This window comes from Gilliamella sp. wkB195 (assembly GCF_001690445.1).
Taxonomy (GTDB): domain Bacteria; phylum Pseudomonadota; class Gammaproteobacteria; order Enterobacterales; family Orbaceae; genus Gilliamella; species Gilliamella apicola_E.
Genome location: NZ_LZGP01000031.1, coordinates 59,634 through 75,988 on the forward strand (window position 1 = coordinate 59,634; position 16,355 = coordinate 75,988).

A 16,355-nucleotide genomic window follows, 5' to 3' on the forward strand; every position below is an offset into this window, starting at 1 on the left:
TATGGCAAAAATCTCAGATGGTTTTTTAGCAATTATTGGTGGACTTCTTGAACTCTACGGACAGCAAGCGAGTACAACCAAAATCAATATTTATTGGTCAACACTTAGTCAATACCCAATTGATTCATTGCGCAGAGCAGCCAATGTCTGGGTGCGTAAAAGTGAATTTATGCCGAAGCCTGCTGATTTAATTAATTTAATGGGTGGTCCTAATAACCATTTATCACCCGATGAGGCATGGGCAATCGCAATACTTGCTAGTGATGAAACTAATACTTTGGTTTGGACTAAGGAAATAGCAAAGGCATGGGCACAAGCTGAACTTGTTTATCGTAATGGCGACAAAATTGGAGCAAGAAGAACTTTTATCGAAGCTTATGGACGTTTAGTTAACTCATCAATGATGAATGGTAAAAATGTAGAGGTATTTGTATCACTTGGTAGCGATAAAACAAAACGTGCTGATGCAATTAATCGTGCTGTTTTCATTGGTTTATTAACACCAGAAAAAGCTAATTGCTATTTGCCAAAACCAGAAAACACGATCGCAATGCTTGAGTTTAAAGATGATCAAGTTTCAGCAAAGAGTATGGAGCATATCGCTAACATTAAAGAGATGTTAAAAAAAAGCAGAACTTGTATTAAAACTGATTAGCCTTTGTTAATGGCGACTTTATTAGATGTTTAACAAAATAGTAAAAGACTGTGTATTAGGATTAACAGCAAATGTAGCAAAAAATAAATATAAATCTATAAAGCAAGTCAATAAACGAAACATTCGGAACAATGTAAGCAAATCGAAGGGATTAATACTGAAATGAATTACAAAACAACGGCAAAAGTGAATGAAGATTGGCAAAGTAGGGAGAGAGTAATGAGAGAAACTAAAGATATTTTAACTGCATGGAAAAATACGCGTATATTGAAAAGAATTGGAACTGAATATCCTTCAAAATCCGCTGTTTTTTTGGGAGCGCCAACAGATGTTGATTATCGCCAATATTTAACAGAAGATGAAGCTGAAATTGTTGATAATGCGGTACTGATTTTAAAAAATGACAATTATTCTCAATGGATTGTATTGACCGCATATTATCTGCGAGGTGTTTCGTGTAACTCGCAGGCAAAAGCAATTGGGAAGCGTCCACACGATATCATTAATTTATTGAATCAAGCCGAGATGTTTATAAGAGGAAATATTTATCAATATTTTAAAAAAGTTTCATAACCGCTTGACTTTGCGCAAATACGCATATATAATAAGGTAAAAATGCGGTTTAGAACGCATATAGTTAAACCCAACTAATTAGTTGGGTTTTTTTATATCTACATTATTCTGTTTTTTTCTAGAAAAATAGTAATCAACACGCTAGCTACTAGCTTAATTCCTTTTTTGCCAACATCATTTAATGAAATACTAACTGTGATTTTATTTCTGTTGTAGTTATTTCAATTTATTTTCGTTTACTATATTTTTTATATCAATATTTTGACTATTTGCTCATCACTGAATCGATAGCAACGCTAGACTCAGCCATAACTCACATCCAGCTAGTATGCTGCCACTCATAACTAATAAGAAGATTTAAATATGCCGATAAAAGACCCTAACAACGTCAATTGGACTGTCGTTGTGTATTTATTTTTTGTTACTTTGCTTGGTTCTCTATCAAGTTATTGCTATCAGTTCCTAAATGGAAATAAATTTAATATTGGGGTGCTATTTGCGCAAATATTTATATCGATATTTGCTGGAACGCTTGTTGTATTAGCCGCAAGTTATTTTAATTGGGACTTTGAGTTAGCAGGAGGTATAGCGGGCTTAGCTGGATGGTCAGGTGCAGCGTTAATCAAGGCATTAGAAGAACAATTAATAAGAAAAGCCAAAGGAGATGATTAATGAAATTAACTGAACATTTCACGTTAGAAGAATTTACACGTTCATTAACTGCTAGTCGTTTAAAAATTGATAATTCAGTCCCCCAAAATTTAATGCCAAATGTGCAGTTAACAGCCATAAAGCTAGAACTTGTTAGAAAAGCATTAGATAAACCAATTATTATCACATCTGGATATCGCTGTCCTGCATTAAATGCAAGAGTAGGCGGAGTCTCAACAAGCTCTCATACTAAGGGCTTAGCGGTTGATTTTCGTTCATCATATGGTACCCCTAAAGAAATATGCCAAAGATTGATTGATGCTGGTGTTCAATTCGACAAACTTATCCAAGAGCATAATCAATGGGTACACATAGGATTTAGTCCTGGCAATAACCGGCAAATAGTATTAACAGCCGTTAAGCAAGGTGGTAAAACTATTTATAGGAGCGGTTTGCTATGAATAATGAAAAGATATTGAGCATATCATTAATCATTATCACTTTTGCTATTTATTTTTGTTATAACAATTTTGAAGAAAAAAAACGATTAAAAGACGCTAATGCTGAGCTAACTAATCAAATAAATCAGTTAGAGCAAACCATATCTAGAAACAACCAAATCATCGCAGATAACGAATTATCAAAACGTGAACTAGAAAATCAATCACTAGAACGGCAGGAGCAAATTAATGAGCAACTCAAAGATAATGATTGTGCTAAGCAGTTTGTGCCTATGCCTGTTTCTGCAAGCTTGTACAACCGAGCGAAAGGCATACGTGAATCGACCGATACCAGCCAATCTTTTAAGTGACTGCTTACCAAATTTACCACCTAATCTCATGACTTTTGGTGATAGTCTTCGATATAACGAGCATTTATTAAATGTCATTGAGAAGTGTAATGCAGATAAAAGGGCTATCAAACAAATTACTGATCAATAAATAGCGTATTAATTGAGTATTACGGCGATAAAATTAAGACTTACTCAGCTAATTTATGTAACTATCTTCTATTAGCTCAAAAAAGTAAGTATATACATGGACCTAACTTCAAAAATGCCCATTGGATCAAATTAACAAATAATTAAAGAAACGATGTGGAGATGTTAGCTGATAAGTTATTGTTGAATTATCGGTGGCTCAAGTTTGTTGTCTCATAAGGCTAAATAGTAATGTGGTAAAGGCTGGTGCGATTTTGCCAATGGTACTTCAAGTGCAAACTTTATGATTGAAGAATTAAATAAACAATCACCATATAGCAAATAAAAGCATTTTAAAAACACCTTAAATTATGTAGGTTAAACAATGAAATTATCTCATGTCGTCCATACATTACGCCATTTTTGCCTAAGTTTTGAAGGGCGAGTTAGTTGGATTGCTAAATTCTCATCTATTAAAGATACGACATTTTCAGAACTACCAGCAGCTTACGTTGTTCCACTAGATGATAAAGCGCAGAACAATAAGTCAAAAACAGATTATTGGCAAAATGTAATAGAGGGTTTTGGAGTTATTGTTGTATTAAAGTTGATAGGAGAGCAAGGGAAACAAGAAGTATATGATCTTGTTGAGAATATCAAAGTTGATCTTTGGCAAGTTTTACTTGGTCTTGAACTAACTCCATCTCATTATCCAATTCAATATGATGGTGGGAAATTACTCGATTTAGATAAAGATAGAATTTGTTATCAATTTAATTTCAGTTCGGTGCGTGAAATTGGATTTGAAGATACTCGGCAATATTTTGATTTAAAAGTTGCTGATAATCCAATCCCCGTTCCTGATTGGCAATTTGATCCAAATAATCCCGGTATTACCAAACCTCCATTATATAACCCGTTAAATATCGGCAATTTTGATACCATTTCGGGTACAGCTAATCAACAAGACTCAGGAGTAACAATAAGTTTTTTAAATAACAATATCTATGAGGATAATAATGATAATTAAACCAGTCAATAATAAACAGGTATATGACCCCAATAATGGGGATTATTTACCAGTAGACGGTCGTAATGTTGAGTATAACCAGTACTGGGCTAGACGATTGACAAATAATGATGTTGAAGAAGTTACAAGCATCAAAGTGAAACAAGAAAAAAAGGTAGCTAAAAATGACAATTAGTTTTAACAATTTTCCTAGCAATATAAAGGTTCCTTTATTTTATGCGGAAGTAGATTCATCTGCGGCAAATACTATTCAAGATAACGGTGCTTCACTAATTATTGCTTATCCGTTAGCTGATAGTAGCATTGAACGTAATAAGTTAATTATTATGCCATCTGCAGATCAGGCTAAAAAACTTGCGGGGCGAGGCAGTCAATTATCAAGAATGGTAGAATCCTATCGTAATATTGATAATTTTGGCGAGCTTTTTGTTATCGCGGTAGATGAACCTACAGCTGGCTCGAATGCGACTGGTACTATTCAAATATCAGGTACTGCAGAAGAAACAGGAACATTAAGTCTCTATATCGGTAATAGTAAAATTCAATCACAAGTAACCGTCTCTGATAGTGCAGAAACCATAGCAAATGGATTGCATAATGCGATTAATACTCATCTTGATTTACCTGTCACCGCTGTCTTAAATAATAGCACAATTACGCTAACAGCCAAAAATAAAGGGTTGAGTGGCAATGATATTCCTCTATGTTTTAACTATTATGGTACAGTCGGAGGAGAAGATACTCCTGATGGTTTAAATATTGTTATCAATCAAATGAGCGGAGGAACAGGTACCCCTAATTTAACCCCCGTTATTGCAGCTATGGGTGACAAATTACTTGATTTTATAGCATTCCCATTTAATGACTTATCGTCTTTAGCTACATTTAATCATGAGATGGATGACACCACAGGACGTTGGAGCTATGCGCGCCAATTGTATGGACATGCTTATACCGCTAAAAAAGGTAATTTGACAGAATTAGTCGAATTTGGTGATAAATTGAATTATCAACATATTACCGTTGCAGGCTATGAATCAAAGGTTCAAACAGGACTTGATGAATTAATTGCAATGCGCACTGCTCGTAATGCTATTTTTATTCGTAATGATCCTGCACGTCCAACTCAATCTGGAATGTTAAATGGTGCATTACCAGCTTCTGATAGTAATCAGTTTACACTAACTGAGCAACAATCATTGCTAAGTCACGGTATTGCTACGGCATATGTTTCAAGTGGTAATTTATTAATTCAACGAGATATCACTACATATCAACGTAACAGTTATGGTATTGCTGATAATAGCTATCTCGATAGTGAAACATTGCATACGCTTGCATATGTGTTACGTAAATTACGCAGTGTGATTACATCGAAATATCCACGACATAAACTAGCAAACGATGGTACTCGATTTGGTGCTGGGCAGGCAATTATTACACCGGCGGTTGCTAAAGCTGAAATTAACGCAACTTATCGTCAACTAGAATTAATGGGATTAGTTGAAAATTTTGATGTGTTTAAGAAGAACTTAATTGTTGAGCGAAATATCAATGATCCTAACCGATTGGATGTATTATTTCCACCCGATCTCGTTAATCAATTACGTGTTTTTGCTGTGTTAGCACAGTTTAGATTGCAATATCCAGAGGAGAAAAAATAATGACACAACGACGTATTTCAGGAACAACTTACATCAAAGTTGATTCTTTTCAATTGTCATTAACCGGCGGCATAGAAGTCCCAATGAATACTAACGTTAAAGAAAGTATTTTAGGGTTAGATAATAGTGTTCATTATAAAGAAACATTTCGTGCTCCCTACATTAAAGGAACATTTAAAGTGCCAGGTGATTTTCCTATAGACATGTTAGTTTCAAGTGATTCAATGACAGTTACAGCAGAACTAGCCAACGGAAAAGTTTATGTACTGTCAAACGCATGGATTGAAGGTGAAGTAAATCACAACGCAGAAGAAGGTACAGCAGAATTGGAATTTCATGGTCAAGAAGGATTTTATCAATAATGAAAGAAATCAAATTATCACAGCCTATTATGGCTCATGGCAACGAATTACATGTACTTGAGCTTAACGAACCAACTGTTAAGGATATTAAAAAATTAGGCTTTCCATTTGATAGTAATATGATTGGGGATCCTAAAAAAATTGCTGAGTATATCGTTACACTAGGTAACGTTACACCCAGCTCCGTCGAACAACTTACACCTTACGATTTTTTAATGATTACCGGTGAAATCATGATGTTCTTTGGCCCAAAGGCGAAGGAAGTGACTACCGTGGAGGGAGAAGTGACACCGGAATAATCACAATCGAATATCTTGTAAACCTTTGTTTTGATATAGCCAAGTACTGGCAATTGTCACCATTTCACATCTTAGAAGAACGTTCACTATCGGAAGTATTTGAATTAGTCGAACAAGCAAACCGCATAGAAAGCAGTAGGAAATCATAATGGCAGACTTTGACTCAAAAAAATTAGTGATAGGTGTTGATAAACTGTCACCAAATTTAAATAAAATGAATAATAAATTCAAAGAATTTCGCGAAAACTTAAGTAAATCAGATTTTGGGAAACTTAATTTAAAGAATGCTGTTACTGATCTTCCTTTTTCTTCGATGTTTGTCAAAGGAATGAAGGATGCTATGGCATTTGAAGAAAAAATGGAAAATATTAGAGAAGTTATTAACTTTGATACGCCAGAACAATTTAAAGAAATGGGGCAAGATATTCGCGAAATGTCATTACGTTTACCAATTGCGTCTAAAGATATTGCTTCTATTGTTGCACAGGGAAGTCGTGCAAATATTCCAAGGGATGAATTAATACAGTTTGCTCAAGATGCCATAAAAATGGGGATCGCGTTTGAGACATCTGCTGAGGAAGCTGGTAGTACAATGGCTACATGGCGAACGTCTTTAAAATTGACACAAAAAGAGGTAGTTAGCTTATCAGATAAAATCAATCTATTAAGCAATACACAAAATGTAAACGCAAAAGATATTTCTGAAGTTGTTTCACGAATTGGTACTCTTGCAGCACAATCTGGTGTTGGTGCTGATAAATTAGCGGCATTAAGTTCAACCATTATTGCAACAGGTACAAATACAGAACAGGCAGCAACTGGCCTTAAAAACTTTATGCTGACGTTAACATCAGGTAAGGCAGCTACAGCAGAACAACAAAAAGTATTACAACGATTGGGATTCACATCAACACGAATAGCCAAAGGCATGCAAAAAGATGCCGAAGGAACGATTATGAAGGTGCTTGAATCTTTGGGAAATATGTCAGCAGATAAACGCGCAACAGCGCTAACTATGTTATTCGGTAAGGAAAGTGTTGAATCTATATCTCCATTACTTAGCAATATGGACTTGTTAAAAACTAACTTTAACCGAGTTGGTGATGCAGCGCAATATGCTGGTTCGATGCAAAAAAAATATGATTCGAGTTCAAATACAACGGCTAATAAATTACAGCTTTTTAACAATGCGTTAACTAATATTAGTTTATCGATAAATGATGCCTTATTACCTGCATTTACAGAGCTTTTAAATGAATTACAGCCGCTAGTGGTTGAATTTGGTCATTTTATTCAAGAAAATCCTGAACTGGTAAAAATGGTTGCAATGGCAGTTATTGGGTTAATTGGTCTTCGTATTGCATGTGCGGGTGTAAATATTATTGTTGGCGCAGTTTCTAACACGCTTACAATAGCAACTGGTATAACAAAGGGATACATCTGGTTCACAAAGGCATTAGCTATAGCTAAACTGAAATTAAAAAAAGCATTTGATTTTGCAAGAATAGGATTAATAGGATTTAACACTGCTTTGAAAGCTAATCCAATTGGATTTGCTATGAGCGCTATAGCATTAGGAGCTGGTTTAATTATTGAATATTGGGATGAAATAGTTCAATTCTTTAAATGGCTCTGGGGAATTATTGAACCTCACGTTATGCCATTTATTAATAATTTTATTGAAAGATTCAAAGATGGAGCCGCATTGATTGTAAATGGATGGAGAATTGTTAGTCAATTCTTTAGCAATTTATGGTCAACAATTGAACCTTATGTTATGAAGATTATTAATTTCTTTGTTGAAGGTTTAAAAGCTGGGGCTTCTTTCATTGTTAATGCATGGAGTACTGTCAGTAAGTTCTTTAGTGGGCTATGGGAATTTATCAAACCTTTTGTGATGCCTATTATTGACGTCTTTATAGCGGGATTCAAAGCAGGTGGTGAAATAATTGTAAAGGCATGGGAAGCTGTCAGTAAATTTTTCAGTGGTTTATGGGAAACTATAAAGCCATGTCTGATGCCTATTTTTGATGTATTCATAACCCCATTTGAAGCAGCAGGTGATTTGATTCCTAAAATGTGGGATAGTGTCAAAAACTTCTTCAAAGAGTTATGGAATAACGTTAAGTCTGGCATTGAACCGTTACTGAATGTGTGGAAATTTCTTTTCGGTGATGATAAAAAAAATATAAAGGTTAATATTGATACATCGAGCTTACCTCAAGAAGTAACAAAGCTGATGGATAATTATCCTTATTATCAAATACCTCAAATGCCAATTAATAAATTTTCAAATACAGTTGGTAATGGCGAACTTGTTGTGAAGTTTGAAAATGCACCTGAAGGTACAATAGTAAAAGAAACTAAACAGGCATCAGGTTTTAATATGAAAACAGATGTTGGCTGGAATCCGTATGCGAATTTAGGGAGAGGTTGATGATAAATCTAAGTTGGTTGAATGATTTGCTTCCAGCAAGTTTTCGTGGTGTACGGTTTCAAGTTAGTAGCACATCATCTGAATTTGGACGGCGTAATCAAACCCATGAATATCCATATAGAGATGTACCGTATACTGAAGATATGGGGCGATCAGCACGTAAAAATAAAATAGAAGCTTTTTTAATTGGGGATGACTATCAAGAACAAACTGAAAAATTAGTTAATGCTATTGAGCAGGAAGGTTCAGGAATGTTAATTCACCCATTTCTTGGTGAACTTAATGTTAATATAGAAGGGCAAATAACAGTAAATAATTCCGTTGAAAACGGTCGAATGAGTGTAATTTCATTTTCATTTGTTGAAGCTGGTGAGTTAATATTCCCCGATTCTTCATTAGCGACTGATGACATAGTAGGAGAAAATGCAGATAATGTAGATCAAGCACTATTAGATGCGTTTGAAGATTTTGACTTAATCGATGCGCCTGATTTTGTACAGCAGAGTATTCTTGATAACACCATATCAATTTTAAATGACATAGCCGATGCTTATAATGCAATAACACCGTATGTTAATGATGTAGTTAAAATCTTAAATGGTGATTTATCGCCTATCCTCGGAACGGGGGGCCCATCAATCGTTAATTCAATTAAAAAGGTGTGGCATAGTGCGACAAAATTTTCCAATTCTATAAACGGGTTAATAGCAAGAGTAAAGGTGTTTAATGGTATATCATTTATAAAGAGCATTTTCCCTGGGGCAATTTGGTCAACTGATAGCAAATCTACCCAAAAAAGAAAGAAAAATCAAAACTTGATTAATACTGCTATTCGAGTTACCGCACTTACAGAAGTATCACGAATAATTGCATCGTTACCGAAACAAGTTGAAGATAAAAGAAAACACGCTTTTGCTCCTGTGGCGTTAGAATCAACTAAAGGTAAAAAAGAAAATTATTTTGATCAAGATCATACGTTACCAACTAGTCATTTAACTACTAATATAACAAGCATACATGTATCAAAACCATCAACAGTTGAAAAACATAATACCATCTCATTTGATGATTTATTGGATATCAAGGTGTCCATCAATAAGTCATTTGATAAAGAATTATCGCGAACGGAGTATGATGGATTATACATTGCGTTAGCAAAATTAAAGGCCGCAGTAAATCAAGATATCAATGCTCGCCTAATCAAAATAGAAAAAACAATTGTCTATATCCCTAATGAGGTGTTGCCTGATTTAGTTTTAGCTCACTATCTCTATAACAATGCTTCACGTTGTGAGGATATCTCGATTCGCAACAGTATTTTTCATCCTGGATTCGTTCCAGTTAAAGAACTAAGAGTACCCAAACCATGAATAACGTTTTATTAAAGGTTAATGGCAAATATTTCGGAGGATGGACTGAAATTAGTATCTCGGCAGGTATTGAACGACTGGCAAGAGATTTTAATGTCACTATCACCCGTCAATGGCCTTCATCAGGAGAAAATTTAGAAACTAAAATAGCTGTTAAAAACGGTGATCTTGTTGAGGTATTTATTGATGATGATGTTGTTTTAACTGGTTATATTGAATCGTTGCCGATTCGATATGATGCAGGATCGTTATCTATGGGCATCGTTGGTAGGAGTAAAACTGCTGATTGCGTTGATTGTAGTGCAGTACCTAAACAATATAGTAATAGTTCAACATTACAAGTGATACAAGATTTAGTTGAGCCATTCAAACTAAATGTATTTAACCAAAGTACTGATGCAGGTTCTCTAAGCATTCAGGCAGATCAGGGCGATACTGTTTTCGATGTTATTAGCAAAATAATGGGTATGAAACAGATTATCGTATTTGATGATGAACAAGGACAACTAGTTATTGGTGATATTGGTTCAGATGAGGCAAAAACTGCATTGGTTCTTGGTGCTAATATTCTCTCAGGAGATGCTGAAAAAAGTATTAAAGATCGCTATTCAGATTATTTTGTTTCTGGACAGAGCATTGGTGATGATAAAAACTTTGGAAAAGCAACGCTTTCTTCAGTCAGCTCTTCATCTAAGGATGAAGAAATTATTCGTTATCGCCCTCTAATTATTAAACAGTCAGGGGATTCAAATAATGGTACGTGCCAAGAACGCTGTGAAATGGAAAAAACGTTAAGAGCGAGTAAAACCCGAGAAGCGACTTATACCATTCAAGGCTGGCGACAAGGTGATGGGTCATTGTGGAAACCTAATCAAATAGTAGTTGTTGATGATCCTCTATTGGGATTTGATAGTGAAAAACTGGTTATTGCCGAAGTTAAATATAGTTTAAGTAGCCGAGGAACACTATGTGAATTGAAGGTAGGTCCAGTCGAGGCATATTTACCTGAGAAAAAGAAAAAAAATAGTTAAAGCAAATACTTGTGAGGTGTTTTAATGCGACAAGTTTTAAATAAAATAATGAATTTGGTTTCACGTGGTTATATAACATCTAGTAACAGTGCAAGTAAATGCCAAACATTGCAAATAAAAATGTCTGGTGGAGAGCAGAAAAGCGATATAGAACAAATAGAGTCTTATGGTTTTACTTCAAGGCCATTAGATGGAGCTGAAGCTGTTGCATTATTTTTAGACGGTGATAAGTCTCATGGTGTAATATTAGTAGCAGGGGATCGTCGTTATCGAATTAAGTCGCTTAAGCAGGGTGAAGTAGCCATTTATACAGATGAAGGTGATTACATTATTTTTAATCGCAATAATGAAATTAATGTAAAAACTAAAAAATTTATTGTGAATGCTGATGATGCAATAGAACTAAATACCAAAAACTTAGTTGTTAAAGCATCAGTTGGGACAAATTTTGCTACACCGTTATTAAAATCTACAGGTGAAATTGAAGACCAAACCAGCACTATTTCAGATATTAGAACCATTTATAATGAGCACACGCATAATGAAACAAACTCCATTACGCATGTTCCTAATCAACGATTAGAATAATTAACACTTCACTATATAAACCGTCTAATGACGGTTTTTTTATGAGTAAAAAAAATGATATTGACAATAAATGGCAAAAATACCAATCCAACTGATATTCAAAATAAGCTATATCGTGCACTAATAATTTCCTTATTCACTTGGCGCAGAAAAAATACCAGTGATGATTCAGATCATCCATATGGCTGGTGGGGTGACTCATATCCTAGTATTGCTAACGACAAAATCGGATCACGCCTTTATTTATTAGCCCGTTCAAAATTAAATAACCAAACAGCTAACTTTGCAAAAATTTATATAAAAGAAGCTGTGCAATGGATGATTGATGATGGGCTGGCATCACGTATCGATGTTTCTGTTAAGCGAATCGATTTAACTGTTTTAGTTGCTACTATTAATATCTTTAAAAAAGATGGAAGTAATGAAGAATATAGGTTTGATAACCTTTGGAGCAAAATCAATGGCTAGTGAATTTTCAAGACCGACTTTACCAGATTTAATCACAACTACTCGCAATGATTTGTATGCACGTTTAGCTGTTGATGATGAATTAATATCGTTACGACGGAATGATCCTGAGGTTTATGGGCGTGTTATCGCTGGGGCGACTCACATATTATTGGGTTATATAGAAAACATGGCCAAAAATATTTTACCGGATCAAGCTGATGAAAATTGGCTAATTCGGCACGGTAATATGAAGCGTTGCTATAGAAAACAACCTACATCTGCGGTTGGCTATATTAGGTTTGATGAAGTATCGGACGGCATTATTATCAGAAAAGATCAAAAGGTTAGACGCCAAGTTGATCAGTGCCTGTATACAGTTACACAGACAACAACATCTGCAAATAATATCTTAAGAGTGCCTGTAATTTGTGATGAACTTGGAAAAAAAGGGAACTGTGATGATGGCACAAGCATGTCACTGATTTCACCGGTTACAGGGCTATCATCAACATGTTACGCTGATTCTATTGAAAGCGGTTCAGATGTTGAAGATATAGAAACATTCAGAAAACGAGTTATAGATAGGTGGTATTACACCCCTCAAAGTGGAGCAGATCAGGATTATGTACAATGGGCTAAAGAAGTATCAGGAGTTACAAGGGCTTGGTGTTATCGTCATTGGGCCGGCACTGGTAGCGTAGGTTTGATGGTTGCAAATAGCGATCCTGTTAATCCTATTTTAGACAATACCACAATTCAAAATATCAAAAAGCACATTGAACCTCTAGCACCTGTTGCTGGCTCTAGGTTAATCGTTTTTTCACCTCTCCCTAAGCCCATTGATTTTAAAATTATAGTAACCCCAGACAACCCAGAAATTCGTTATCAAATAGAAGCAGAGTTAAAAGAATTTCTTCTACGCGAAGGAAGACCACAATCAACACTATTTAGATCTCGTATAAGTGAAGTAATCAGTGCTTCATTTGGTGAATATTCGCATGAATTAATGTATCCAAATAAAAATATTTTTATAGAAAAAAATGAAGTTGCAGTATTGGGGAATATTGAATGGATATAGAAAAACAATATCAAAGTATGGTTAGTAATTTATTACCATACGGCCCAGCATGGGATAAAGAAGAGCCAATACTTTTATCATTAGCATTAACATTATCAAAAACACATCATCGAGTTGATGACCTAATGCGAGAAATTGATCCGCGAACTACAACAGAACTTATTGACAGATATGAGCAAGTTTGTGGTTTACCTGATAGTTGTTATTCAGAGTTATTTCAAACGTTAACAACTCGTCGAAATCGTTTAGATTCTAAATTAAATCTGACTGGAGCAATCAATAAAGATTTTTATCTAAATATATTAGCTATCAACGGTTATCCAGATGCAACTATCACTAACTATAACAATGATGTTTTTACATGTGAATCATCATGCGAAGATTATTTGTATGATGAAGAATGGCGTTTTTACTGGATTATTAACATTCCCCACAATTATAAAATAACAGAAATGACATGTGAGGATCATTGTGATTCATATTTAAGGGAATGGAGTGACAAACAGATCGAATGCATAATTGACAAATTATGCCCATCACATACCTATGTAATTTTTAAATACGGAGTAATCAATGCATAGAATTGACACACCAACAGCCCAAAAAGATAAATTTGGGCAAGGAAAAAATGGGTTTACTAGGGGAAATCCACAAACTGGTACACCAGCAACACAACTTGATTATTTGTATTGTGATTCGATTCAAGAGGAAATTGCTAATGCCATTGAATCAGCAGGTTTCGTGCTTGATAAAACAAAACATGATCAACTTGCCACAGCTATTAAAGAGTTTGTCAGTAAAGGTAGTGTAAAGCTTAACTCATCAACTAACAGCGAATCAGAAACCGAAGCGGCTACACCTCTAGCTGTCAAAAAAGCTAATGATAATGCAGCGAAAGCAAATACAAATGCTAACAATGCACATAACATAATTGGCGAGATTTCTGATAAATTTGAGTTGTGCCCAGCTGAATCTAGAGTACGTTCTCACGATAAACGATTTTTTTTATTTGTACGAGATGACGGGGTTGTCGGGATGTATAACCACGTTAGCGATAGAGCGGCGTGGGCATTTAATTTTGATGGATCACTATGTGAGGGTTCTGTTCCTGTTGAGCGAATTACAAATCTAGATTGGTTCGTTCGCAATAGAAGCGTCCCTGTAGGCGTCCCCATGCCATGGCCACAGGCAACCCCGCCCGCAGGCTGGTTTGAATGTAATGGCTCACAATTTAATACTAATTTGTATCCACATTTAGCTGCCGCGTATCCGTGGGGCAGTTTACCAGACCTGCGCGGTGAATTTATTAGGGGATGGGATAATGGGCGACGTGCAGACCCAGACCGAGTCATATTGAGCTGGCAGGTTGATGCTATACGAAATATTTACGGAACATTTGCCGCAACCGACGATAATAACGGCGATCAGGCGGCAACGGGCGCATTTTATGTTAGAGGTCGATCAGGGAGTGGCTCTGGCGGTAACTCTACAGAATGGATGATAGGAATGGATGCATCTCGTGTTGTTCCTGTTTCTCACGATAATCACCCGCGTAACGTTGCATTCATGTATATAGTTAAAGCAGAATAAAGGAGATAAAAAATGAAATATCAATTACAACCAGAAATAGCTATTTTAGATGAAAATGGACTAACAACATCATCTGGGTGGGCAATTGTTTACAATACTAACGCTATAACCAACGAATATCTGGGGGCAACATATCAGTTTTTACCGGTTGGTGTTGGATTGCCTGCTCAGTCTTATTTAGACGCACCAAAAGAAGTAGACAATGATCATGCAATTGTACGTCAAAATAATAAATGGGCATATCCAGCAGATCATCGAGGTAAGAAAATCTACTCAATAGGAACTGGCACAGAATCAACAGTAACCAGCATCGGTGATATTTCTGACGGTTTTACACTATTAAAACCAAATTCTGAATTTGATAGCTGGAACGGCAAAAAATGGGTTTTAGATAAAGACAAGCAACATCAATACGAGATAGCGATTGCTCAATCACAGCAATCGCAATTACTAACCGGAGCAAATAGTGCCATAAGTAATTTGCAGGATGCTGTTGATGCTAATATAGCTACAGAACAACAAAGAGAAATGTTAAAAAAATGGAAAAAATATCGTTTTGAATTAAATCAGATAGATGTTAATACCGCACCTGATATCTACTGGCCTGAAAAACCGAATAACTAAATGCCATCAATCAGCAATTTTACATACTCAACCGCATTTTTATACGATCTAAAAATTCCGACTTTATTTAATCTGTCATTCTGATAAAAACACCTTCAGTCATTATAAATGTCGAGAGATGGGAAAATCAGGTACGAATCATTTTCGCAATCGTAAATTGAATCGTTATCTGGATCGGTTAGTATGTAAATTGCTTTTGTGTCGTGTATTGTGATCATGTTATGAAAGTTTAGTTAGTTTTATTCATCATAAACTAATACTTTTTGGTGTGTGAATTGAAGTGAAGAATAGGGACTTGGATCGCAAAAAGTGTTAAAATAATCGAAACCTATAAAACCTATCTTTAAATATTATGTTAAGAAATCCCTATGGTATTTTAAACGGTATATTATTTTGAATTTTAGTGTAAAAATTTGGCTTCAATACTATTGGTTATTTTGAAATAGTAATGCAACTGTCTGAATATTATTTATCAATTAATGTGAATGATGATACCAGTAAACTTATTGTTCATAATCTTTCCCAATTAGAAACTACCCCATATTTTATCCCAGATTGGGCAAATAACTTCACCAATAAACCAGTTATGCAATGTTGGGGTGTTAAAATGAAAAAGGATATTCTGATTTAATTTGTCTGGGCTTGATGAATTAATACCCAGTATCGTTTTGTCTTCTTTAGCTTCTGAAATAAAAGTCGGATTAGTCAATTATGGTAAATAACTCGAAAAGGATAAAAATAGAAAAAATAATAATTAATGGAGTTAATTAAATGATGTATTTAAATGGAGTAGTTTTTTTTTTATTGTCACTATTTATGTTTTGGTGGGTTTATTTATTAGTTTTCGTAATTGGTCTAATAATTTTATGCTTCGCTAAAACCAAAATTATGCGAAGATTAGGTATTTTATTGATAATCACACCAATAGGTTGTTATATTTTTGCCTATTTATTATACGTTTTTTTATCATTAATGTGGATTTGACCTATTTTAATTACCTTTTTTCCAGAATAATAAAAAAGCGGAAGTCTATT

Annotated in this window: 21 protein-coding genes; all 21 read left to right on the plus strand. The window is 35.0% G+C overall.

All coding sequences use genetic code 11. The features are described from left to right. The first annotated feature begins 1 nt into the window (after window position 1). The 21 genes from A9G08_RS08310 to A9G08_RS08405 all read left to right on the plus strand — a co-directional run bounded on the left by A9G08_RS08310 (window position 2) and on the right by A9G08_RS08405 (window position 15,952). Complete coding sequence (locus A9G08_RS08310) at window positions 2–655, plus strand: hypothetical protein (RefSeq protein WP_065563240.1); 654 nt, start codon at window positions 2–4, stop codon at window positions 653–655. Window positions 656–817: 162 nt separating this feature from the next. Continuing rightward, window positions 818–1,228 (plus strand): antiterminator Q family protein, encoded by a 411-nt coding sequence (locus A9G08_RS08315; RefSeq protein ID WP_065563241.1) that lies wholly within the window; start codon window positions 818–820, stop codon window positions 1,226–1,228. Between the two features lie 363 nt (window positions 1,229–1,591). After that, window positions 1,592–1,900 (plus strand): phage holin family protein, encoded by a 309-nt coding sequence (locus A9G08_RS08320; protein ID WP_065563242.1) that lies wholly within the window; start codon window positions 1,592–1,594, stop codon window positions 1,898–1,900. After that, window positions 1,900–2,340, plus strand: a complete 441-nt coding sequence (locus A9G08_RS08325) for a D-Ala-D-Ala carboxypeptidase family metallohydrolase (RefSeq protein ID WP_065563243.1) — start codon at window positions 1,900–1,902, stop codon at window positions 2,338–2,340. The genes A9G08_RS08320 and A9G08_RS08325 overlap by 1 nt, the downstream gene beginning before the upstream one ends. Then, complete coding sequence (locus A9G08_RS08330; protein WP_065563244.1) at window positions 2,337–2,690, plus strand: hypothetical protein; 354 nt, start codon at window positions 2,337–2,339, stop codon at window positions 2,688–2,690. The genes A9G08_RS08325 and A9G08_RS08330 overlap by 4 nt, the downstream gene beginning before the upstream one ends. Beyond that, on the plus strand, window positions 2,587–2,820 hold the full coding sequence (lysC, locus tag A9G08_RS11890) for an Rz1-like lysis system protein LysC (RefSeq protein ID WP_442902916.1): 234 nt from the start codon (window positions 2,587–2,589) through the stop codon (window positions 2,818–2,820). The genes A9G08_RS08330 and lysC overlap by 104 nt, the downstream gene beginning before the upstream one ends. A 363-nt stretch (window positions 2,821–3,183) precedes the next feature. Further along, on the plus strand, window positions 3,184–3,828 hold the full coding sequence (locus tag A9G08_RS08335; RefSeq protein WP_065563245.1) for a phage tail terminator protein: 645 nt from the start codon (window positions 3,184–3,186) through the stop codon (window positions 3,826–3,828). After that, window positions 3,818–4,003: a DUF2635 domain-containing protein gene (locus A9G08_RS08340; protein ID WP_065563246.1), complete on the plus strand. Its 186-nt coding sequence runs from the start codon at window positions 3,818–3,820 to the stop codon at window positions 4,001–4,003. Before A9G08_RS08335 ends, A9G08_RS08340 begins: the two co-directional genes overlap by 11 nt. Next, complete coding sequence (locus A9G08_RS08345; RefSeq protein WP_065563247.1) at window positions 3,993–5,492, plus strand: phage tail sheath subtilisin-like domain-containing protein; 1,500 nt, start codon at window positions 3,993–3,995, stop codon at window positions 5,490–5,492. Before A9G08_RS08340 ends, A9G08_RS08345 begins: the two co-directional genes overlap by 11 nt. Further along, window positions 5,492–5,854 (plus strand): phage tail tube protein, encoded by a 363-nt coding sequence (locus A9G08_RS08350; RefSeq protein ID WP_065563248.1) that lies wholly within the window; start codon window positions 5,492–5,494, stop codon window positions 5,852–5,854. Before A9G08_RS08345 ends, A9G08_RS08350 begins: the two co-directional genes overlap by 1 nt. Next, window positions 5,854–6,153: a phage tail assembly protein gene (locus tag A9G08_RS08355; protein ID WP_065563249.1), complete on the plus strand. Its 300-nt coding sequence runs from the start codon at window positions 5,854–5,856 to the stop codon at window positions 6,151–6,153. The genes A9G08_RS08350 and A9G08_RS08355 overlap by 1 nt, the downstream gene beginning before the upstream one ends. 148 nt (window positions 6,154–6,301) lie before the next feature. Next, window positions 6,302–8,590 (plus strand): phage tail tape measure protein, encoded by a 2,289-nt coding sequence (locus tag A9G08_RS08360; RefSeq protein ID WP_065563250.1) that lies wholly within the window; start codon window positions 6,302–6,304, stop codon window positions 8,588–8,590. Then, window positions 8,590–9,960: a DNA circularization protein gene (locus A9G08_RS08365; protein WP_065563251.1), complete on the plus strand. Its 1,371-nt coding sequence runs from the start codon at window positions 8,590–8,592 to the stop codon at window positions 9,958–9,960. Before A9G08_RS08360 ends, A9G08_RS08365 begins: the two co-directional genes overlap by 1 nt. Next, window positions 9,957–10,991, plus strand: a complete 1,035-nt coding sequence (locus A9G08_RS08370; protein ID WP_065563252.1) for a phage baseplate assembly protein — start codon at window positions 9,957–9,959, stop codon at window positions 10,989–10,991. Before A9G08_RS08365 ends, A9G08_RS08370 begins: the two co-directional genes overlap by 4 nt. Before the next feature lie 24 nt (window positions 10,992–11,015). Next, entirely contained in the window at window positions 11,016–11,579 is a 564-nt protein-coding gene (locus tag A9G08_RS08375; RefSeq protein ID WP_065563253.1) for a phage baseplate assembly protein V, read from the plus strand. Window positions 11,580–11,633: 54 nt separating this feature from the next. Then, the gene (locus A9G08_RS08380; protein WP_065563254.1) at window positions 11,634–12,047 is read left to right on the plus strand and encodes a phage GP46 family protein; all 414 of its coding nucleotides are present in this window, start codon (window positions 11,634–11,636) and stop codon (window positions 12,045–12,047) included. Then, window positions 12,040–13,107 carry a baseplate J/gp47 family protein gene (locus A9G08_RS08385; RefSeq protein ID WP_065563255.1) on the plus strand — a complete coding sequence of 356 codons (1,068 nt, stop codon included), beginning with the start codon at window positions 12,040–12,042 and terminating at the stop codon, window positions 13,105–13,107. Before A9G08_RS08380 ends, A9G08_RS08385 begins: the two co-directional genes overlap by 8 nt. After that, a complete protein-coding gene (locus tag A9G08_RS08390) occupies window positions 13,098–13,688 on the plus strand; it encodes a YmfQ family protein (protein ID WP_065563256.1) in 591 nt (196 codons plus the stop codon). The genes A9G08_RS08385 and A9G08_RS08390 overlap by 10 nt, the downstream gene beginning before the upstream one ends. Continuing rightward, window positions 13,681–14,697 carry a phage tail protein gene (locus tag A9G08_RS11785; RefSeq protein WP_081299543.1) on the plus strand — a complete coding sequence of 339 codons (1,017 nt, stop codon included), beginning with the start codon at window positions 13,681–13,683 and terminating at the stop codon, window positions 14,695–14,697. Before A9G08_RS08390 ends, A9G08_RS11785 begins: the two co-directional genes overlap by 8 nt. 12 nt (window positions 14,698–14,709) lie before the next feature. Next, window positions 14,710–15,321 carry a tail fiber assembly protein gene (locus tag A9G08_RS08400; protein ID WP_065563257.1) on the plus strand — a complete coding sequence of 204 codons (612 nt, stop codon included), beginning with the start codon at window positions 14,710–14,712 and terminating at the stop codon, window positions 15,319–15,321. Window positions 15,322–15,769: 448 nt separating this feature from the next. Continuing rightward, window positions 15,770–15,952, plus strand: coding sequence for a hypothetical protein (locus tag A9G08_RS08405; protein ID WP_065563258.1), 183 nt, complete (start codon window positions 15,770–15,772; stop codon window positions 15,950–15,952). Window positions 15,953–16,355: the final 403 nt, after the last annotated feature.